The sequence below is a fragment of the Glutamicibacter ardleyensis genome, assembly GCF_014644555.1.
Taxonomy (GTDB): Bacteria; Actinomycetota; Actinomycetes; order Actinomycetales; family Micrococcaceae; genus Glutamicibacter; species Glutamicibacter bergerei.
In genome coordinates, this window is record NZ_BMKX01000001.1 from 684837 (window position 1) to 704659 (window position 19823).

General features: G+C 55.3%; 16 protein-coding genes. 6 read left to right on the plus strand and 10 right to left on the minus strand.

Going from position 1 to position 19823, the window contains the following annotated elements; all coding sequences use genetic code 11:
* Position 1 precedes the first annotated feature (1 nt).
* Positions 2 to 1567 (plus strand): molybdopterin-dependent oxidoreductase, encoded by a 1566-nt coding sequence (locus IEX04_RS03085; protein ID WP_188683593.1) that lies wholly within the window; start codon positions 2 to 4, stop codon positions 1565 to 1567.
* Between the two features lie 103 nt (positions 1568 to 1670).
* On the opposite strand, the gene IEX04_RS03090 is transcribed toward IEX04_RS03085, so the two are convergent.
* A complete protein-coding gene (locus tag IEX04_RS03090) occupies positions 1671 to 1964 on the minus strand; it encodes an antibiotic biosynthesis monooxygenase family protein (RefSeq protein WP_188683595.1) in 294 nt (97 codons plus the stop codon).
* 69 nt (positions 1965 to 2033) lie between these two features.
* Positions 2034 to 2489 carry a DUF6069 family protein gene (locus tag IEX04_RS03095; RefSeq protein ID WP_188683597.1) on the minus strand — a complete coding sequence of 152 codons (456 nt, stop codon included), beginning with the start codon at positions 2487 to 2489 and terminating at the stop codon, positions 2034 to 2036.
* Positions 2490 to 2613: 124 nt separating this feature from the next.
* On the opposite strand from IEX04_RS03095, the gene arfB reads away from it, so the two are divergent.
* Positions 2614 to 3036 carry an alternative ribosome rescue aminoacyl-tRNA hydrolase ArfB gene (arfB, locus tag IEX04_RS03100; RefSeq protein ID WP_188683599.1) on the plus strand — a complete coding sequence of 141 codons (423 nt, stop codon included), beginning with the start codon at positions 2614 to 2616 and terminating at the stop codon, positions 3034 to 3036.
* A 411-nt stretch (positions 3037 to 3447) separates the two neighbouring features.
* Here the strand turns inward: arfB and IEX04_RS18990 are convergent, their stop codons facing one another.
* The 3 genes from IEX04_RS18990 to IEX04_RS03110 form a co-directional block, all read right to left on the minus strand.
* Positions 3448 to 3576: a hypothetical protein gene (locus IEX04_RS18990; protein ID WP_268236905.1), complete on the minus strand. Its 129-nt coding sequence runs from the start codon at positions 3574 to 3576 to the stop codon at positions 3448 to 3450.
* A gap of 66 nt (positions 3577 to 3642) precedes the next feature.
* Positions 3643 to 4137 (minus strand): hypothetical protein, encoded by a 495-nt coding sequence (locus IEX04_RS03105; RefSeq protein WP_188683600.1) that lies wholly within the window; start codon positions 4135 to 4137, stop codon positions 3643 to 3645.
* Positions 4130 to 5677, minus strand: a complete 1548-nt coding sequence (locus IEX04_RS03110) for a sodium/proline symporter (RefSeq protein ID WP_188683602.1) — start codon at positions 5675 to 5677, stop codon at positions 4130 to 4132. The genes IEX04_RS03105 and IEX04_RS03110 overlap by 8 nt, the downstream gene beginning before the upstream one ends.
* A 227-nt stretch (positions 5678 to 5904) precedes the next feature.
* Between IEX04_RS03110 and IEX04_RS03115 the strand changes: the two genes are divergently transcribed.
* On the plus strand, positions 5905 to 7503 hold the full coding sequence (locus IEX04_RS03115) for a PucR family transcriptional regulator (RefSeq protein ID WP_268236906.1): 1599 nt from the start codon (positions 5905 to 5907) through the stop codon (positions 7501 to 7503).
* 68 nt (positions 7504 to 7571) lie between these two features.
* Here the strand turns inward: IEX04_RS03115 and IEX04_RS03120 are convergent, their stop codons facing one another.
* Both IEX04_RS03120 and purU read right to left on the minus strand, forming a co-directional pair.
* Positions 7572 to 9836: a sigma-70 family RNA polymerase sigma factor gene (locus IEX04_RS03120; RefSeq protein ID WP_188683606.1), complete on the minus strand. Its 2265-nt coding sequence runs from the start codon at positions 9834 to 9836 to the stop codon at positions 7572 to 7574.
* A 590-nt stretch (positions 9837 to 10426) separates the two neighbouring features.
* Positions 10427 to 11299: a formyltetrahydrofolate deformylase gene (purU, locus tag IEX04_RS03125; RefSeq protein WP_188683608.1), complete on the minus strand. Its 873-nt coding sequence runs from the start codon at positions 11297 to 11299 to the stop codon at positions 10427 to 10429.
* Between the two features lie 486 nt (positions 11300 to 11785).
* Between purU and IEX04_RS03130 the strand changes: the two genes are divergently transcribed.
* Entirely contained in the window at positions 11786 to 12442 is a 657-nt protein-coding gene (locus IEX04_RS03130) for a GntR family transcriptional regulator (RefSeq protein WP_188684082.1), read from the plus strand.
* Positions 12443 to 12523: 81 nt separating this feature from the next.
* On the opposite strand, the gene IEX04_RS03135 is transcribed toward IEX04_RS03130, so the two are convergent.
* From IEX04_RS03135 to IEX04_RS03145, 3 genes are all read right to left on the minus strand, one after another.
* Positions 12524 to 14392 (minus strand): BCCT family transporter, encoded by a 1869-nt coding sequence (locus tag IEX04_RS03135; RefSeq protein ID WP_188683610.1) that lies wholly within the window; start codon positions 14390 to 14392, stop codon positions 12524 to 12526.
* A 300-nt stretch (positions 14393 to 14692) separates the two neighbouring features.
* Positions 14693 to 15907: a formaldehyde dehydrogenase, glutathione-independent gene (fdhA, locus tag IEX04_RS03140; RefSeq protein ID WP_188683612.1), complete on the minus strand. Its 1215-nt coding sequence runs from the start codon at positions 15905 to 15907 to the stop codon at positions 14693 to 14695.
* A 129-nt stretch (positions 15908 to 16036) separates the two neighbouring features.
* A complete protein-coding gene (locus tag IEX04_RS03145) occupies positions 16037 to 16975 on the minus strand; it encodes a LysR family transcriptional regulator (protein ID WP_188684084.1) in 939 nt (312 codons plus the stop codon).
* 152 nt (positions 16976 to 17127) lie between these two features.
* Between IEX04_RS03145 and IEX04_RS03150 the strand changes: the two genes are divergently transcribed.
* Both IEX04_RS03150 and IEX04_RS03155 read left to right on the plus strand, forming a co-directional pair.
* A complete protein-coding gene (locus tag IEX04_RS03150; protein ID WP_188683614.1) occupies positions 17128 to 18432 on the plus strand; it encodes an aromatic ring-hydroxylating oxygenase subunit alpha in 1305 nt (434 codons plus the stop codon).
* On the plus strand, positions 18429 to 19820 hold the full coding sequence (locus IEX04_RS03155; RefSeq protein ID WP_188683616.1) for a flavin reductase family protein: 1392 nt from the start codon (positions 18429 to 18431) through the stop codon (positions 19818 to 19820). The genes IEX04_RS03150 and IEX04_RS03155 overlap by 4 nt, the downstream gene beginning before the upstream one ends.
* Positions 19821 to 19823 lie beyond the last annotated feature (3 nt).

Below are 19823 nucleotides of genomic sequence, written 5' to 3' on the forward strand. Positions count from 1 at the left end.
GATGGATCAGGCAATCAGATCCAAGCGTTTTGAGCTATTTGCCTTCGGGCTCGCCGGATTCATCTCCGCCGCGGTCCTGTTTGCCGTCGCGCAATTGGTCTCGGTATTTTTTGCGACCTCCTCGGCCCCCTTCGTCGCACTGGGCTCAACATTCATTGACTTCACGCCGCCGTGGCTGAAGGATTTTGCCATCGCGACCTTCGGGACCAATGACAAACTCGCACTCTTCGTCTCCTTGGGCATCGTTGCCGCCATCCTCGCGGCCCTGGTAGGGCTGCTGGCGCGCCGCAACTTCGTCGCAGCGGCGATCGCCATCCTCATTCTGTCCGCGGTGATCGGCACTTCGGTCATCACCCGTTCGGCTACCGACTCCATGGACTTGGTGCCGGTCATCATCGGCACCTTATTCGGCCTGGGCACGCTTAAATGGTTGACCGGACTAGCTTCCACCGGCCGTTCGCCGAGGCACGAGGAAGAACCGTCCGCGGGACCGTCCCGCCGTAAATTCCTGGTGGCTTCCTCGCTTTCTCTGCTCGGAGCGGCCATCGCCGCCGGCGTGGGCACCTCGATTGCAGCGACACGAAATGCGGCTGAAGCCGCACGCCTTGCTCTGGGATTACCTGCGCCTAAAGCCAAGGCAGCAAAGATTCCCACGGGCGCGCAAGTTGATGTCAAGGGAATGCCCAAGTTCGTCACGCCCAACGAAGATTTCTACCGTATCGACACGGCGCTTTCCGTACCACGCATAGACCCGGCCGAATGGTCGCTTCGCGTCCATGGCATGGTCGACAACGAATTCACCATGAGTTTTAACGACCTCTTGGGTGAAGAACTCGTCGAAAGCTACCTGACGCTCACCTGTGTCTCCAACCCGGTGGGTGGAGACTTGGTAGGCAACGCCAAATGGCTGGGCTACCCCTTGCGGAAATTACTGGAACGGGCAGGTCCGCAAGCCGGTGCCGACATGGTGCTCTCTACCTCCATCGATGGATTCAGCGCCTCCACACCGCTGGAAATACTCACCGATGACCGCATGGCCCTCTTGGCTCTCGGAATGAATGATGAACCGCTGCCGCTGGAACATGGGTTCCCCGTGCGCATGGTGGTGCCAGGACTCTACGGCTACGTGTCCGCCACCAAGTGGGTCGTTGATCTTGAAGTGACGCGATTTGGCGAAAAAGATGCTTACTGGACCACGCGTGGATGGTCCGAGCGCGGCCCTATCAAGATGTCTTCGAGAGTAGATGTGCCGCGCTCCTTCACGAAGCTCCCGCCGGGAGAAGTGGTTATAGGTGGCACCGCGTGGGCACAGACCATCGGCATTTCCAAGGTCGAGGTCAAGGTCGATGATGAGCCGTGGCAAAAGGCCGAGCTAGCAGAAGAAGCCACACTAGATACGTGGCGCCAGTGGCGTTACGTCTGGAAGGGCGGAAGTTCTGGCAACCACTCGGTCACCGTGCGCGCCTACAATGCCGATGGTGAAATGCAGACCAGTGACCGTGCGGATCCGGTACCCAACGGTGCCAGCGGTTGGCAGCGAGTGCAGTTCTCCATCGCGGACTCATAGAAACTGCCTGCTTCAACCGTGGTGCCTTTGAATGGGCCGCCGTCCAGGGCGTAAAAATTGACCGGCACAGCAGCGCCGGTCAATTTTTACGGGTCGTGAAATGCTAGAGCTCGACGATTTCAAATTCCATCAAGTCTGCACCCTGCGCGACTGGTTTCTTGTCGCTTCCCGCATGGGCTGCCTCTGAGCGCTGATCCCGCCAGTTTTCAAAATCTTCGCGGGTGGCCCACTGGGTGAAAACAAAGTATCGATCTTCGCCTGCTACTGGACGCAAAAGCTTAAATCCTTCAAATCCGGGCGAGCTGTCCACCGAGTTTTTGCGAGCGGCGAAACGCTTCTCCAGTTCGGGACCTGCCTCGGCCGGTACCTTCAACGCGTTGATGACAACAATCGACATGTTTCTCCCTTACTGCCCGGTAAATTCCGGGCCACCGATGATTCCTCATCTCAGCCTACCTCGCGGCTCTTAGGCCAACGCGTCTTGTTTCGTTTGTAGACGCACCAGCTTGGATTGCCGGGAAATATGGTTTGAGTTGTTCACCGCGATGTACCACGAGGCACCAACAATGAGCAGGATCAAAGACATCCCAAGAGCGCTGGCTAGATCAGGGGCAAACATTATTGGGTTGATGATGGAAACAACCACCACAACCACGCCAACCCATTGAGCAATCTTGGTGAACCCCGGCCGAGCACGGCCAATCAAAAAGGTCAGGAAACCTAGAATCAAGAACGGCAACGCGATGAAACGAACGACATGAATGAAATCCACATTCTGGAACATTCCACCGGTGAATTTCATGGACGCGCCAGCAGCTTCACTAACTAAGAGCACAAAAACGCTCATGACCACCGCACCAAAGGTAGCGATAATCACTTGAACGTAGTTGAAAGGCATTTTGTACTTCATTTCAGCACCCATGGCTGAACATCTCCTCGGCAACTCGAAAATGGAGAACCCATCCAATTTCAATGTACTCCCGTTTGGCTGCCTTGAACCTAAGAGATTTTATTCGCTCATGCGGGAGACATGGGAAGCTTGAAATATGGATTTAGAGATCACCCGTGCACTGAGCATTCCGGAATCGGAACTCAAGTGGAGGTTCTCGCGTTCTTCTGGCCCAGGCGGTCAACACGTAAACACCTCCGATTCCCGTGTTGAGCTGTCTTGGTCGGTCCCTGGCTCACGGGTAATCAGCGATCACCAGCGCGAACGTTTACTGGACCGCTTGGAATCAAAGCTCATTGCGGGAGTCATTACGGTCACCGCTTCGGAACAACGCTCACAATTGCGCAACCGCGAAATCGCTTTGCAAAAATTAGCCCAGAAAGTTGCTGCCGCCCTAGTACCGGATGGTCCGAGTCGCCGTGCAACCAAGCCGACGAAGGGTTCCAAACGACGTCGGCTCGCGGCGAAGTCGCGGCGTTCGGAAACCAAGGCACAGCGCAAACGTCCGTCTGCTGACTAAACTGCCGATCCATTCGTAAATATTTTCTGCAGTACTCCAGTTCCTATAAATAGTGCCGCGAAATCGCTGTTTTCGGCATTTCACACACGGTACGTTTTCTAGCGTCGGCACTTGTCAACAAACTCGTTACCGGCATGCGGAGCCTGCAGGCTATGACAGGAACAACTCGCCTCTCGAGAAACCAAAAATCTGTAGAAATTGGATGTTCAGGTTCCCGAAACCGGAAGCATGCTCAAGATCATCGTTGGTGGAAATACCCGGGATGCTCTGACATTTGGAGCGCATGGACTTCAAAGACCTAGACGTACCGACGCGGTTTTGGCAGGTATTTCTCTCACCACGACGTGTTCATGGAGGCGAGGGTTCTCACCGAAGTAACAATCTGAATACGAGTCCGCGAAGTGGAACCAGTCAGTTCGGTCCATTGCCAACGGCAAAGCTCGGGGTGACCCCGAGTCCGAGGACTAACGCCGAGCCAGCCAAAATGCACGTGGTCTTGGTCAGGGTATTTGGTGTGCCAAAACGAGAAATCTTCTTCATCGAAATTCCGTACTCCTACCTACGGGGGTCTATCTTTATCTCGTCGCGTCTAGTGATTTCAGATGATCAACTGCCGATGAAGAAATATCCCCCGTTCAGACCATCCACCATAATGCGGTAAGACTTACCATCTAGCTGAGCTTCCAGCACCCAGTTCGGTTTCCACACCTTGCCTACACTGCGCTGTTCACGCACGCCGCCCTTCCAAGCCAAACGGGCCCTGCGCAGAGCCGCAGTAGCAAGTAGTGCTTTCGCTTTCTGACGTGCAGAGTCAAAATCAATGGTGTTCCACTGCGGATCAAGCACCGGTTTGAAACCTATGCTGTCGCTCGGGTCTGCTGCCTGCCACGGGCCGCTAATAAATGCTTTGCCGGAGAAGTAATCCACCAATGTGTGAGTCCTGCCCACCCGTCCGGCAAGCTGGGGCACGTCGAAAACAAAACCGGCAAATGGGTGATGTCGCTGCGTGGCCGAGATGACCTTCATCCCCGGGGCCTTGGCCTGCAAGATCGACTCGGCATATTGCGCATCAACTATGGTGCGCAGCACTAGCTCATTCATCTCGGCCAGCCATTTCTGCCTGGCTTGCCAACATCGCATCCTGCCCCATGATCATCTTGGCCGGGATCGGACCGATCTTCGCCGTCTCGTCCAGCGCACGGACGATATGCTCTGGCACCGGATGTGTTTTCTGAGACGCTAGGCTGCCAATGATCATGGCTACGGTTGATGCCAAAATACCGGTAACCATCGGATCGATGCCCGTTGCATAGGGAGCCCCGGACACAGTCCAGAGCACCGAGACCAACGTTCCGGCGACCATTGAGGAGATAGCTCCCACGGTATTTGCTTTCTTCCACCACACGGCACAGACATAGGCCGGAACAAAAGCGCTACCAAGCACGGTGGTAGAGAAAATGACGATGGCGGCAACTGCAGGCGGTTCAAAAGCAGCAATGGCAAAACCAATAACTGCCAGGACTAGAACGGTGATGCGTGAAACCCACACCATCTGCCTGTCGCTCATTTTCTTGTTGATGAATCGAGCGTAAATATCTTGGCTGGCAATCGTGCCTGCCTGCAGTAGCAAGGCATCTGCTGTAGACATGATTGCTGCCATGATTGCGGCCATCACAATGCCCACGGCAAACGTTGGAAGCACGGCATCTGCGACCTCAAAAATTGCCGTTTCCGGGTTGGCAAGGTTTGGCAGCAGAATCAGTGCGAACATACCCACCAGGTAGGGGCCGGGGATGAAAAGAAGGTTGAAGATCAACGAGTAGGCCCCGGCTGTACGTGCCACCGATGGTTTTTTCATTGCCATGTGGCTGACCACTACGTGTGGCCAACCCATGTAGCCGATGGAGAAAACTAATAGCGCGCCAATGATGACGCCCCATTGCCCTTGATACCCAAGGTCGGCGCCCCACATGGTCAACATGTTCGGATTGATTGCGCCAATGGCCTCATTGCCCTTGGTAAAACCGCCGATAGCTATCAACGTTGCAATCAGAACCCAGACCATGCCGACTACCATGATGATCGCTTGAACGAAATCGGTATATGCCACTGCGAGGTATCCGCCGAGGAAGGTGTACAGCACGATCACACCGATGGCGATGGCCAGCGCCACAGGGAAGGAAACTCCGGTGACCATCTCCAACCCACGACCCCCAGCGATGAACTGCGCCAGTAGGTAGAAAAACATGCAGAATAGCGCGACCGGGGCTGCGATGAGCCGGATCCACTTTGAGGGGTAGCGGTGCTCTAAGTATTCGATGGAGGTGATGGATCCCAGAATTTGGGACAGTTTACGCATCCTCCGGCCTAGCACCGATAGGTTCAGAATGCCGCCACCGAGGTCACCGAGCGCGTACCACATGCCAAAATAGCCTTGGGTGTAACCCATGGAACCTGCACCCATGAACATGTAACCCGACATCGACGAACTTTGCAGGCGAAGAGCCGTCACTCCTGGACCTATGCTACGACCACCGAGCAGAAAACCCTCGGAGTCGTTCTGTCCTTTCTTCATTGCCCAGACGCCTATGCCTGCCATCGCAATGAAGTAGATGATTAGAAAGAGAATTTCGATGCTCACGGGGTCTCCTCCACGTCTTCACGCTTCCACCCGCGGCTAAGCCACATGAATACGACCGTATAGATAATCCATAGGGTCGGAACACCCAGGATGACAACTGTTGTGAACGTCGGCAGACCAAACATCGACACAATCTCCTTTTCAAACCAAACACTCTGTATCGTGTGAACTGAATCACGAAAGAACCATGTGATTGTCATCTTTACACAGTGGGAGGGCCACTAACAGTGACACTTGTCGGATTTAAGCTTCCTAATCGGACAGAGTGTCCGCCAACCGCAATCCTTACGGTTGAACAGCTGCTTCAGCTGCCTTGCGTGCTCGTCGGAAGTCCCCAAGTAATCGCCGACGCGGCGTCATTGAAGCGTCATATTGGCTGGGCCCACGTATTGGAAAATTTGAATCCTGGCTCTTATCTGCGCGGCCAAGAATTGGTCCTGACTACTGGTATCGGATGGGCATTGGATGCCAACTTTGAGCAGTTCACCGCAGAGTTAGCCGAGCTTCACGCCGCCGGATTGGTGCTGGAGCTGGGCGCTCCTTGTCCGTCAGTACCTCCCGCTCTCGTTCAGGCTTGCAGAAAGCGGGGCTTACCCTTGATCGTGCTGCATGAACCCGTTGCTTTCGTAGAAATCACCGAAACCCTGCATCAAATGTTGTTTTCCAGCCAGACCCGGCAGATCGAGGCCGGTGGCGAAGTGACCGAACATTTCACTCAGCTCATGCAACAAGGTGCCCCGGCGGAAACCATTTTGCTCGATTGTGCTCGTATGCTGGGCGAGCCCGTGGTTCTCGAAGATACCGGATATAACTTGTTGCGTTATGCCAGTGCCGTCAAACTTCCGAGCAACTTTTTCGACCAATGGCAGGACCGCTCACGGGTCATGCACAGGGCAGGAAACATCGAACGGCAGGCAATCCCGGTTCGTATCCACGGGAAGGATTTTGGGTCTCTCATCGCTCCGAAGACGGCGGCTCACCCAGCAGGTCCGCTACATGTGCTGACTATGGCTGCCATTGCACTCGGCGCCGAGTTATTGCGGAAACGAAGAGCCCAATTATGGAAGATTGATACTGCCTGCGAACTATTAGACGATCTGCTTAATCACCGAGAAGCAGATACGAATCTTTTACACGGCAAATTTGATGCGGCAGGTTTCCCGATGAGAAACAAAGCCCTGCGCGGATTCGCCATCAACCTCGCCCCACCAATCGAGCCTAGAGAAGCCGCCCGGGCAATCGAGAAAGCCGCTGGATCAAAAGCGAGCGTAGTGATCGGCGCGCTTCATTCGCCAAAGCCCAAGCTCTTCGGCATCCTTTCAATCAACGACTCAGACACAGATAAAGTTCTTGCTAAAAACCTGCAACGGATTACTCAGTCTGACCTTTTCATCGGGCCGCTGTACCTAGGTGAAATAGTTTCAGGCTTGGCGTCCGCGCAGTTCACGATCAGCCAAGCTATCGATGGGTGCGAACTAGGTCTTGAAGCAGAGAAAACTATTGTGCACGCTGGGACTTACCCGCTGGCTCTACTAACTCATGAGTTGCGTGATGAGCCGGCGATGCAGCGCTTACCACAGCATGCATTTGCCGCAATACTTACACTCGACGATAAACATCGCAGCGAGCACCTCCGCGTCTTGGAGGCCTACCTTTCCTCACCGACTAATCGCTCACAGGCAGCAACCCGCTGCCACCTTTCGCGCACGGTCTTTTACCAACGATTAGCAGCGCTAGAAACAATCCTTGGTATGGATCTTAATGATGCAAAGACGCTTACTCTACTCACCTTGGCGCTGACGGTGTATAGACAAAGCCAAATGTGAGAAGCATGAACGATAGCCAGCAACTACAGATTTTCTTTAATCAAATTTTGAGATGCGCTCTCCACCTATCATCGAATTGAGAACTCAAACCGCGCCGCTGGATCATTTGGATCGGAGAAGCTGACGGTTAGAGCTCCGGAGCCCGGAAACAACGTGAGAGCAACTGTCGCCGGCATTTCAGTCGGACTTGGACAATGAACATTCATGGTTCTCAGTGAAGTCGGCGTCGCATTACAACCTGCTCCAACGTTGACCCAGCCCCACAGATAGTTGTCTATTTCGACATCGAAGACGAACTGTTTGTCATGCAACGATTCTGTGGGTGCCACGGTGAATTCGTAACGAGGAAAAAGTCCGCCGGACAGTTTTTTCATCGAGACGTCGAAGCTCGCGGGAGATTGGCTTTCTTCCAAATCCGTCGGCCCCAGAGTCGGCTCGACGGAAGGTTCCGGTGTCGACTCACCCGTGGGTTCCGGCGTTGGCTCGACCGAAGGTTCCACAGAAGGTTCCGGTGTCGACTCACCCGTGGGTTCCGGCGTTGGCTCGACCGTAGGTTCCACGGAAGGCTCCAGCGTCGACTCACCCGTGGGTTCCGGCGTTGGCTCGACCGTAGGTTCCACGGAAGGCTCCAGCGTCGACTCACCCGTGGGTTCCGGTGTTGGCTGGACCGTAGGTTCCACGGAAGGTTCCGGCGTCGGATCGACGGAAGGCTCCAGCGTCGGCTGACCCGTGGGTTCCGGCGTCGGCTCGACCGAAGGTTCCGGCGTCGGCTCCACCGAAGGTTCCGGCGTAGGCTCGACAGAAGGTTCCGGCGTCGGCTCGACAGAAGGTTCCGACGTTGGCTCCACCGAAGGTTCCACAGAAGGTTCCGGCGTTGGCTGGACCGTAGGTTCCACGGAAGGTTCCGGCGTCGGCTCCACCGAAGGTTCCGATGTCGGCTCGACCGAAGGTTCCGGCGTCGGCTCCACCGAAGGTTCCGATGTCGGCTCCACCGAAGGTTCTGCAGCCGCTTCGTCTGTCGGCTCCGGCGTTGCCCTACCCGATGATTCGGCGGTGGATTGAACGGTAGGTTCAACCGATGGTTCCACCATTGGCTCGGCCATAGGCAGCTGTATCGGCTCAAGATTCGGCTGCAGACTTGGCGTCATCGTTGGCGCTGAGTTCATTTTATTATCAGACGAATCGAGTACGCCGGCGTCGGATAGTATATGAAACGAGATAGAGTCCCTGAAGAAATTTCTGGCCTGGCTCTGAGTTTCAATATTCTCTGTGTCGATGATTTTCTGGTTCAAGACCCGTTCGCGACTATCACCGGCCTCCGGTTCGCCTTGCCTCTCTCCGAGCAACGGCGGCAAAATCCCGGCTGCGGAGGCAACCACAGCAAATGCTGTCAGCCCGGTTCCAACGCTCACCACGACTGCCGTGGCACTCACCGTCCCGGTTGCGACGGCTGCGGCGCTTGAGCCGGCCGCTACTGCGCCTGTGGAAGCTCCGCCAGCAAGAGCCCCCACGCCAGCACCAAGTTGTGCCACACCTCCAGTTGCCGATAAGCCGAGCACCGTGGTTCCGCCAACCACGAGCGGAAGCACCACACTTCTCATCGCTCCGCCGATATGTTGCAGTTCGCCGTAAACCAAGGTGCACGCCGGGCAGCTTTTTAAGTGCGTCTTGAGTGAGCGTTCTGCCCTAGCGGTGAGGTTCTTGCGGATTGACGCGGGCATCTGATTACGCGCGGATTCACAACTTGCAGGTAGGTTCGGCTGTTCGCTCAGGTGTGCGGATAGGTAGGACTCACGCAGTCCTTCACGCGCTCTAACCGCCAACGCAGATACCGCGTTGGGGGCGATGCCCAAGATCGTGGCGATTTCGCGTGGTGGCAACCCATCAACTTCGTTATGCCACAACACCGCACGCCACCGTTCTGGCAACGACTTAAAAGCTCGGATTACGATTCGCGATTCTGTGCGCTGCATGATTTCATCGGCTTGAGGATCACCACACTCAAATTCTGCGATTTCATCGGTGGCGAATTCTCGTTTGGCAGCGTTGTTCCTGCCGAAGGCTTCCCGAGAGACCGTGGTCAACAGATAAGCGCGGAAGAACTCGGACGGACCCGTTCCACGTGCTATGCAAGAGAACACTCGTAAGAATGCATCAGAAACAATATCTTCTGCCTCGGAAGGATTGTCCGTATGCCGATTGGCAACCGCCAGCGCCACCTGCTTATGCCGTTGGTAAAGGCTTTCTTGGCAACCATTCGTGCCGGCTCGTACTCCCCGAATTAAATCCGAATCGCTTGACCGGGCGAAATCGGTTCCTGGATCTATTGCCATAAAGTCCCCAAACTTAAAAAATCAATGCATCTAGCGTTAGACATGCGCAATGAGTTAGTTCCCCAAGACTTCAAAATTGCACAGCCAATATTCGTCGACTTTATCGACTATACCGACTTATTAAAGTGTTTTAGTTCCTTCTTTCCCTGTTCACGGAACCTTTTCGGCTCCTGCTCAGCAATCTTCATTTTTATCGCTATAGCGGCCGAATGAGCTCACCCCCAAAACTAGCAACCCAATCAGCCGCCACGGCGGCAGGTAAGCATTCAAGCCCCCAAGACCCGAATCACCACCTATGAACGTTAAGAGTCCGCGAACCCGGAATCGTGACGCTGTTATGCTAAAAGTTTTAAAAATCTCATCCCGGTTCTACTACCAGCGGGAAATCTGCAGCTCAGGGATTCTAAAACTTCCACAACAAATGATGCCTTCAATTCGATAATTCCCTTGAGGTCACTCATCTGCCGAAAGCAAAAGAAAGCCCGTCATCTTCTCCATAACCGTGAAGAAGATGACGGGCTTTCGACACGAAAGATACCGACGCAATTCGCATTGCGCTTTTTTATTGACCTCGTTTTACAGAGCGCTGACTATCGCAACACCACAGTCCGCGAACCGTTGAGAAATACGCGGTCTTCACAGTGCCAGCGCACCGCGTCGGAGAGCGCCTTGCATTCGGTATCTCGGCCCGCGGCTACGAGATTCTCCGGCCCGTAACTGTGGTCTACTTCTTGGACCTGCTGAGCAATGATCGGCCCCTCGTCTAGTTCGCTATTCACGTAGTGCGCCGTCGCACCCACGGTTTTCACACCGCGTTCGAATGCTTGGTGGTAGGGCTTAGCTCCCTTGAAGGAGGGGAGGAATGAATGGTGAATGTTAATTGCCCTGCCCGTGAGCTTCCGGGTCAAGTCGTCGGAGAGGACCTGCATGTAACGGGCGAGGACCACCAAGTCGATATCGAAGCGGTCTACCAGTTCCATCAGCTTGGTTTCTGCCTCGGGCTTTGTTTCCGCGGTGACCGGAATGTGGAAGAAGGGTATGCCATTCCATTCAACCTGCTGTCGATGGTCTGGATGATTGGAGACCACCGCAGCAATCTCCACTGGCAGTTCACCCATTCTGGCGCGGAACAATAGATCATGCAGGCAGTGGCCGAATTTCGAGACCATGACAACCACGCGCTTCTTCTTTCCCGCGGCACGCATTCCCCACTGGGCCTGGTATTCCTGCGCAAGCTCCTCGAGGCTTGCTTCAAGTTCGGCAATGTCTTGAGAGGTATCGGGCTGATTACAGATTTCGAATTCAATTCTCATAAACAAAGTGCCTGAACGCTGGTCATCATGTTGCTTGAGTTCGCGGATGTCTCCCTGATGCTTCAGTAGCAACCCGGTGACAGCATGGACGATTCCTGAACGCTCGGCGCAGGTGAAAGTCAGGATGTAGATGTTGTTTGGTTCGGTCATTGTGCCGCTCCTTAATAGTTCACCGAGCTGACGGAGACGTCCGCCATAAGTCGTGTTTGAGTGAAGACGAGCCAAGATACTTCATTGAGCCTGCTACGCAGAGCGGCTTCCTTCATCGGTAGAAACACCAGATTGGAGAGGATAACTCCGTGGAAGCAGCTTCTCCCTAGACCTGGCTTGAGCTTGGTGATGACCACCAGCAAACCCAAAATAAACCAATGTAAATTCCTGATATAAAACTACTGATATATCAATGTTTGATCACAAGCATAGGCGTGCGTCTATCCATCGTCAATAGGTATTTCGATCGTTTTTCATTGGGCCCTCGCAGCATGGACCAACGCCGGATTTACGCTCGAAAGAAAACGCGCTGGATCACCACGCGGCAAGAGTGACTAACCGTCGAGATGACCAGAAGCGCTTCTGCGAGATACTCTTTGCTTATAGGCAACTGATATTTCACAAGTGAATGAGAGCAACGTTCTGATGCCAGCTACGCCCACGCAAGCAACCACCAGCTCGATGGCCGATCGCGCTTACGACCTGCTGAGAGATCGTCTTGTGCTATTGGAAATCGCGCCTACGCATCCCATTCATGAGCCTGCTTTGGCCGAGGAACTCAACGTGGGGCGTACTCCCATTCGCGAAGCGCTGAAGCGTCTTGAAACTGACCATTTAGTCGTCTCCTATCCACGTCGCGGGACATTTGCCACCGCCGTAGACTTTCACGAACTGAACCAAATTTCTGAGATCCGCCAGGTACTCGAACCAATGGCCGCGCATAATGCCGCGGCAAATAAGGATCCCGAGATTCGTGCCGAGCTAGCCGAATATCTGAAAAAAATTGACTCCTTAGATGAGTCCATGGATCAGCGCTCTTTACTGCTCCTAGACGTGCACATTCACCGGTTGATTTACCGTGCAAGCGCCAATAAGCACCTTGAAGAAACGCTAGTACGCCTCGATAATCTAGTCACCCGTATTTGGTGTTTAGTTATCGATCAAATGCCACCCATAGCCGAACATATTATTGAGCACTCAGCCCTTCTGAGAGCCATTCTGGATGGCGACGGAACCAAAGCAGCACAGCTTGTCTCCGCTCACGTAGCCCACTTCGAGCAAGCTTTGCGCAAAGCACCCTAAGCTCCAATGACACCTCGCGATGCTCGGCTGCAAACAATTGGTTTTCACCGCGGGTTTGCTGCCGAGCATCCGAGTTTTTTATTATCTACCGGCCGGTTCGGGTTCCGGTTGCGGGTCCAGATCTTCATCGGTTTCAGCAGTATCGCTCGCTGACCGGAGAGGAGTTTCCTCTAATCTGACGACGGGATTTGCCTTGACTGTGACTATTGAGTTTTCTCTAGTCATCAAGCTGAATTGTTCACCGTCATGTCGTTCAAGACCATCATCAACTGCCTGTTCAAGTACCTCTAGTGCTACCTTGCCGCGTAGAACCAGCGGATCACGACTCAGGTCTTTCCAGATAGCCACGCAGAGCAGCAACATCACCAGAACAAATGGCAGTGCGGCGACAATGGTGATGTTCTTTAGACCGTTCAGTGCTGCCGCCGGATGATCTCCACCGGCCAACAGCATCACCGCAGCCACGGCACCCACCGAGACACCCCAGAAGATCACGGATTTCTTGCTCGGATCCTCGGCGCCTCGTTCGCTGAGCGCACCCATCACAATCGAGGCGGAATCCGCTCCGGTGACGAAGAAGATCGCGATGAGCACGACCGTGAGTACCATCAACACCGTCGCGAACCAGGCCGGGAAGGGTAGCTTGTCCAACAGGTCGAAGAGCACCGAATCAAATACGATGTCCGGGGCACCATCAACCATTTGTGCCATGGCTTGGCCCATGTCGCCGCTTCGTTCGGCACGTTCCTGCAGTCCGATGGCTCCGCCGCCAAAGATGGAGAACCAGATCAATGTGACGGTTGAGGGTACGAGTAAGACTCCTGTGACGAACTGACGAATGCTTCGACCCCGCGAAATACGAGCAATGAACAACCCCACAAATGGCGTCCATGAAACCCACCATGCCCAGTAGAAGATGGTCCATGACGATAGCCAGGTCGCCATGGTCTCATCACCCGAGGAAGCGGTGCGCGAAGCCATTTGTGGCAGATCGCTAATAAAGGATCCCACAGCGTTGGGGATGACATTCAGGATAAATAGTGTTGGGCCACCAATGAAGACCACCAAAGCCAGTATGACTGCAAGCACCATATTAATGTTTGAAAGCCACTGAATACCGCGTTCAATTCCAGAGACTGCCGAGGCCACAAACATGGCCGTCAGAATCGCAATAATCAGCACCAACATGCCCGAGCCGACCTTATCCAGCATGCCGGCGGATTGCATACCGCCACCGATCTGCAACGCGCCGAGGCCAAGCGAGCAGGCTGAACCAAAGAGAGTTGCCAGAATCGCCAAAATGTTAATCGTCTTACCGCCGGCGCTGTGAACTACCCGTTCGCCAAAAACCGAGCTGAACATCGAGGAGAACAATTGCGGACGTCCTAGACGGAAGCTTCCATAGGCCATCCCCAAGCCAACAATCGCGTACATGGCCCATGGGAAAAGTGTCCAGTGAAAGAGCGTGGTGCCCATCGCCGTACCCACCGCGGCCGAGGTCTGACCGTCAACGGTTCCCGGCGGTGGTGACATGTAGAAGAACAATGGTTCGCCCACACCGTAAAAGACCAACCCGATGCCCATGCCGGTTGCAAACATCATGGAGATCCATGAGACCGTGCTGAACTGCGGCTTCTCCCCATCCTTACCTAACGGGATCCTGCCAAAACTCTTGGCGGCCACAACAAGCACAAAAACCGTGAACACCGACGCAGCGATGACAAAGACCCAGCCGGTATTCGTAATCACCCAGTCCAGGGCGGTACTTGCCGCGCTACCCAGACCGGTGGGGGAAGAAAATCCCCAGACGATAAAGGCCAACGTCAAGATTCCTGCTATTCCAAAGACCCAATAGTCTGTGCCCGCGGCAAGATATCTCTTCGGCTTTCGTCTGCGCGCGGAATGAAGCTCGCTCACCAGATCTTGGACGGGTTGCTCGTTATTTTTCATGGCTTTCCTTTGTTGGCGGAACTTCTCAACCGACACTCACTGAAGATTTTTTTGCGTCAGTAGTTTTCGTCTCAGTGGTGAATGCATCTGCCCGCCGAGACGACGTTCCGTAGCCTGATGTCTTGATGTCCGCCAGTGTGGTGGATATGTGGTGAACCGGTGACCCATTTTTGGGCGCAACAAGTTCGGGCATGGACATCTTGGGATAATTCCGCCCCGCGAGATGCGAGTCTCTTGGGGTTAGATAACGGGCACGAACAGATCTAAAAACCTGCTCGTGCCCGGCAAAATAATGCGGGTTTAAGCGCGGATCATATTGTGTGGATCAAGTACAAACTTCTGCGCAGCGCCCTCGTCAAAGGCCGCGTAGCCTTGGGGCGCATCCTTCAACGCGATAGCGGTCGCATTAACGTTTTTAGCGATGCTCACCTTGTCGGAGAGGATTGCCTGCATCAGCCCGCGGTGGTACTTCATTACCGGGCATTGGCCGGTAACAAAGGTGTGTGATTTAGCGAATCCCAAGCCAAAGCGCATGGACAGCGAACCCTGCTTGGCCGCTTCATCAGTCGCGCCTGGGTCACCGGTGACGTAGAGTCCCGGAATACCCAATGCACCACCGGCACGGGTGATTTCCATCAGCGAGTTCAAGACGGTGGCAGGTTGCTCGGTCTTGGCATTTTGGCCGTGTCCGCGAGCTTCAAAGCCCACGGCGTCAATTCCGCAATCCACCTCTGGAACGCCGAGGATTTGAGCAATCTGCTCGCCTGGGTCCCCCAGCGAAACGTCGACCGTCTCGCAGCCAAAGCTCCGAGCTTGGGCTAGCCTGTCCGCGTTAAGATCACCGACGATGACCGTGGCAGCACCCAAAAGTTGGGCCGAGGTAGCAGCGGCCAGACCAACCGGCCCGGCACCGGCGACGTACACCGTGGAGCCAACGGTCACCCCGGCGCCGATGGCGCCGTGGTATCCGGTGGGGAAAATATCGGAGAGCATGGTCAGGTCCAAGATTTTTTCCATGGCCTGATCCCGGTCAGGGAATTTCAGCGCGTTCCAATCCGCATACGGAACCAGCACGTACTCGGCCTGTCCACCGACCCAGCCACCCATATCCACGTACCCGTAAGCCGAGCCCGGGCGGTCTGGATTGACGTTCAAGCAGATGCCGGTTTGTCCGACCTTGCAGTTTCGACAACGCCCACAGGAGATATTGAAAGGTACCGAAACAACGTCTCCCACCTTCAAGAACTCCACGTCACGGCCGATTTCAACCACCTCGCCGGTGATTTCATGGCCGAGCACTAGACCCTCTGGGGCGGTGGTGCGTCCGCGCACCATGTGTTGGTCGGATCCGCAGATGTTAGTGGCGATGGTTTTCAAGATGACACCGTGGTGCACCTGGCGCCCAATGTTGGCCGGGTGAACTCCCGGACCGTCCTTCAGTTCAAAATCTGGGTACGGGGTGTCGATGAGTTCGACCTTGCCTGCACCGGCGTAGCTGACTGCCAAGTTGCCCATGGGTGACCTTTCACATGAAATATCAGTTGGATACTAATCGGACTTAGCCAAAGTCTGCTCATGAGTGTGATCTATGTCAATAGCCAATTGAAAAATAGTTCCTTGGCTCCCGGGTCCTTGAGACCTGGCCTAACCGTCCAATTCCTCGGTCAATCGCTGGGAAATAATTGATTCCGCGGTGCGTTGCAAAAAAGTTAAAGATTCTTCGATGAGCGGGGAACCCCGCCCGCCCTTGCGGGTCACGGCAACAATGCGCCGTGAAGGCTTGGCAGTTCCGGAGATGCGTCGGCGCACCACAGTTTCCACGCTTCCCAACGTGGCCAACCGTGGCAGCAACCCCACTCCCAGGCCGGCTCCGATAAAGGCAATCATGGTTTCCCACTCGATCGCCTCGTGCGCAATGTGCGGCGTGACCCCTAGCGAGGTGAAGGCCGAGACGAATAACGAGCGATACACCGACTGTTCGTTTTCCGTAATCCATGGATCTTCCGCCAGCTCTTCCAGCGAAACGGTTTGGTTCAACGCAAGCCGGTGTCCTGCGGGCAGCACCACGTCCAACGGGTCATCGAGCAGTACCGTCTGCTCAAATCTGGCACCCGCATCGATTGACCCGTGAGCCTGCGAAGCCACAATCACCGCCAGGTCGATTCGTTCGGCGAGTAAAAGATCCAAGCAACGCTGCGGATGAGCTTCCATCAGTTGCACCTGCACGTGCGGGCGGACGGTGTGCAGCTCCTCCGCCAGGGGTGCGAGCAATTGCGCCGCGGCAGTGGAGAATCCGCCCAAACCGAAGCTCGCCTGCAGCTGCCCCTCACTGGCCAACGCCGAGGCCCGCAGCTGCTCCCATTGCGTCACAATGTCGTCAAGTCCCGCCACAAAATGCCTGCCGGCAACCGTCAATTGGATGCCGCGTCCATCCTTGATCAGCAGCTTAATCCCTAGAGAGCGCTGTAGTTCACGCAGCTGCGCAGACACCGCGGAGGGCGAGTACCCGGTTAGCTCCGCGGTTCGCGCCACGGTGCCCACCGAGGAGAAAACTCTCAGGGTTATCAGACGAGGATCAATCATGCACCTATTGTGCATGATCTTCTCCACTTTCTTGCGCTTTTCATGCGACTCTTCAGACTTTAGTCTCGACATATACGGTGATTCACTTCACAAATTCCTGCAGTGCATCCACCCCCATGACCACACTTGGTTTCTGGCTTCTAGGAGTAAAAATGACAGCTTCGGTAAGCGCCCCGCAACCCACGCGAGGCAAGTTGGCTTCTTCGGTGAGCGCCGAACAACTCACCGAAATTACCGAGCTCTTCCAAAATCGGCGCCTAGGGTATTCGCTCGATTCCCCGTTCTACACGGACCCGGCGGTTTTTGCGTTGGACATGCAGGCGATCTTCGGAACCCACTGGCTCTTCGCCACGAGTGTCGCCGAGATCCCCGAACCCGGAGACTATGTCACCGTCGACTACGGCCCATATTCGTTGATCATCTTGCGCACCGATGACGGCGGGGTCAACGTCCTGCACAATGTTTGTCGTCACCGCGGCGCCCGAGTGCTGACCGAAGCTTCGGGAAGCACCGGAAACCTGGTCTGCGGATACCACTCGTGGACCTACTCCCCCGAAGGGGAGCTGATCCACGCCTCTACTCCGGGGGAAACAAAGTTCGACAAGAACTGCTTTGCCCTCAAGCGAGCCCATGGACAGATTCGCGCGGGACTCATTTTTGTCTGCCTCGCCCAAGAACCACCCACGGACTTTGATCAGGTCGCCGAAATCTTTGAACCCTACCTGGCGCCGCACGATATTTCTCGCACCAAGGTGGCCTACCAGCAGAACATTATCGAAGAAGCCAATTGGAAACTGGTGATGGAGAACAACCGCGAGTGCTACCACTGCGACGGCCACCCGGAACTTGCCTGCTCGCTGTTCCCCACCTGGGGGCTGAGCGACGAGAGCGTCCCCACTCATCTTGAAGAAGTGTGGAAACGTAATAAGCAGGCTCAGGCAAGCCTCGAAGAACGTTGCAGGCGCTACGGCATCCCATTCAAAGTAGTCGAAGAACTCGATACCCGCATCGCCGGAATTCGTATCTCCCGTGAATCCTTGGACGGCGACGGTGAATCCTTCTCCCCCGACGGCCACCGACTATCCAAAAAACTACTGGGCGACCTACGCGACTTCCGTCTTGGACGTTGCTCCATGCACTTGCAGCCCAATAGCTGGTTCCACTTCCAAAGTGATCACATCATTACCTTCGCAGTCTTCCCTATTAACGAGCACCAAACCCTGGTGCGCACCACCTGGCTGGTAGCCGATGATGCGTTGGAAGGCGAAGATTATGATCTGGAGACACTGACTCACACCTGGAAGCAGACAAACCTGCAGGACAAGGCGTTTGTGGAGCTTTGCCAAAAGGGAGCGGCCAGCCCAGTGTACGAGCCAGGCCCTTACATGTTGAGCGAATACCAGGTTGAGGCCTTCCTTAACTGGTACACCCAGCGCGTTTTGGAGCACCTGGCATGACCGAACCCGTCACCCGTACCGGCATCCCGGAAGCCCAACGTATCCGCGGGCTGGAAATGCCATGGAACCGGGTACTTAGTGGACAAGACGGACCGGCCAGCGCCGCCCGCGCGCTGGGACCGTGGCACCCGCAAGAGTTCATGGCCGAATGTGTGCAAACCATCGCCGAGGCCGGCGGATTGATGACCTTCGTCTTTCGCCGCCTGGATGGTGCACCATTGGCTTTCCGTGCCGGACAATATCTGAACATTGCCTTCCCGGTGCATGGTGAAGACCAAGACTCGGTGGACCGAAGCTATTCAATATCTAGCGCGCCCACCGTGCCGTGGACCTTTAACATCAGCATCAAAAGGGATTCCAACGGGCTCGTCTCCAACTGGGCGCATCAAAACCTTCGCCCCGGAATGGTCTTGGACATGCTCGGTCCGGTCGGTGCATTCCACCTAGGAGACTCCGACCGGCGAGCGCGCTACCTGTTCTTATCTGCCGGTGCGGGAATCACCCCGATCATGTCCATGGTGCGCACCATTCATTCGCTGCCCGGGTTAGCGGATGTGGTGGTGCTCTGCCATGGCACGGTGCCCGGGGACTTCGCGTTCTGGCCCGAACTGGAATACATCACCCAGGTTGATTCGCGGATCAAGGTCTCTTACTCCTTGGGCAACCGCGAAAAGCCCGCAAGTTGGGACGGATTCAGTGGTCGGCTCACCGCACAGATGATTGAAGCGGTGGCACCGGACGCTAATGGGCGCAAGGTGTTCGCGTGCGGTCCCGAAGGCTACCTGAATCTGGCCACCAAACTCTTGCGCGAGGTGGGAGTAGATGACACCTCGGTGTTCATGGAGTTCTTCTCCGGTGACCATAAGACAGTGTTGGAATACCAGCAGGAAATTACCTTAGCCGAAGGTATCGCCGAGGAAGTCGCCGAGTCGGTGGATCAGTTCTACGAAAGCCAGCCCCCTGAGCTGGTCATGTATGAACCGGAGTATGACGCGGAAGGAACCATCGAAGCCACGGGACAGAAATTAGAAGTCGTCGACTCCAATATTTCTTTGCCGCCGGCTAAACCGTTGGTGGAACCGGCTGGGCCGGTTAATTCCTCGGCTTTCCCCACCGTTGGCAGCGGGACGCTGACGATGACCTTTGTGCGCAGCGCCTTGAACGTAAAGATCAATGGCGACGAGCACATTCTGGGAGTCGCGCAACGTGCCGGAGTTCGCATCGGTGCGAACTGCCAAGAAGGTATGTGCGGTTCATGCAAGGTGGTCAAGCTCGATGGTGAGGTCCAAATGAACCATCAAGGTGGGATCCGTGCCAGAGAAATCTCGGCCGGCAAGTTCCTCCCGTGTTGTTCCACCGCGAGCACCGATCTGGTCATCGACGCCTGAGCT

Excerpts from the sequence above, each read along its gene's own strand:
- IEX04_RS03145 (WP_188684084.1), bottom strand. The coding sequence starts at position 16,975 with ATGATTGATCCTCGTCTGATAACCCTGAGAGTTTTCTCCTCGGTGGGC.
- IEX04_RS03090 (WP_188683595.1), bottom strand. The coding sequence starts at position 1,964 with ATGTCGATTGTTGTCATCAACGCGTTGAAGGTACCGGCCGAGGCAGGT.
- arfB (WP_188683599.1), top strand. The coding sequence starts at position 2,614 with ATGGATTTAGAGATCACCCGTGCACTGAGCATTCCGGAATCGGAACTC.
- IEX04_RS18990 (WP_268236905.1), bottom strand. The coding sequence starts at position 3,576 with ATGAAGAAGATTTCTCGTTTTGGCACACCAAATACCCTGACCAAGACC.
- IEX04_RS03155 (WP_188683616.1), top strand. The coding sequence starts at position 18,429 with ATGACCGAACCCGTCACCCGTACCGGCATCCCGGAAGCCCAACGTATC.
- IEX04_RS03120 (WP_188683606.1), bottom strand. The coding sequence starts at position 9,836 with ATGGCAATAGATCCAGGAACCGATTTCGCCCGGTCAAGCGATTCGGAT.
- IEX04_RS03095 (WP_188683597.1), bottom strand. The coding sequence starts at position 2,489 with ATGGGTGCTGAAATGAAGTACAAAATGCCTTTCAACTACGTTCAAGTG.
- purU (WP_188683608.1), bottom strand. The coding sequence starts at position 11,299 with ATGACCGAACCAAACAACATCTACATCCTGACTTTCACCTGCGCCGAG.
- IEX04_RS03130 (WP_188684082.1), top strand. The coding sequence starts at position 11,786 with ATGCCAGCTACGCCCACGCAAGCAACCACCAGCTCGATGGCCGATCGC.
- IEX04_RS03150 (WP_188683614.1), top strand. The coding sequence starts at position 17,128 with ATGACAGCTTCGGTAAGCGCCCCGCAACCCACGCGAGGCAAGTTGGCT.
- IEX04_RS03135 (WP_188683610.1), bottom strand. The coding sequence starts at position 14,392 with ATGAAAAATAACGAGCAACCCGTCCAAGATCTGGTGAGCGAGCTTCAT.
- IEX04_RS03085 (WP_188683593.1), top strand. The coding sequence starts at position 2 with ATGGATCAGGCAATCAGATCCAAGCGTTTTGAGCTATTTGCCTTCGGG.
- fdhA (WP_188683612.1), bottom strand. The coding sequence starts at position 15,907 with ATGGGCAACTTGGCAGTCAGCTACGCCGGTGCAGGCAAGGTCGAACTC.
- IEX04_RS03105 (WP_188683600.1), bottom strand. The coding sequence starts at position 4,137 with ATGAATGAGCTAGTGCTGCGCACCATAGTTGATGCGCAATATGCCGAG.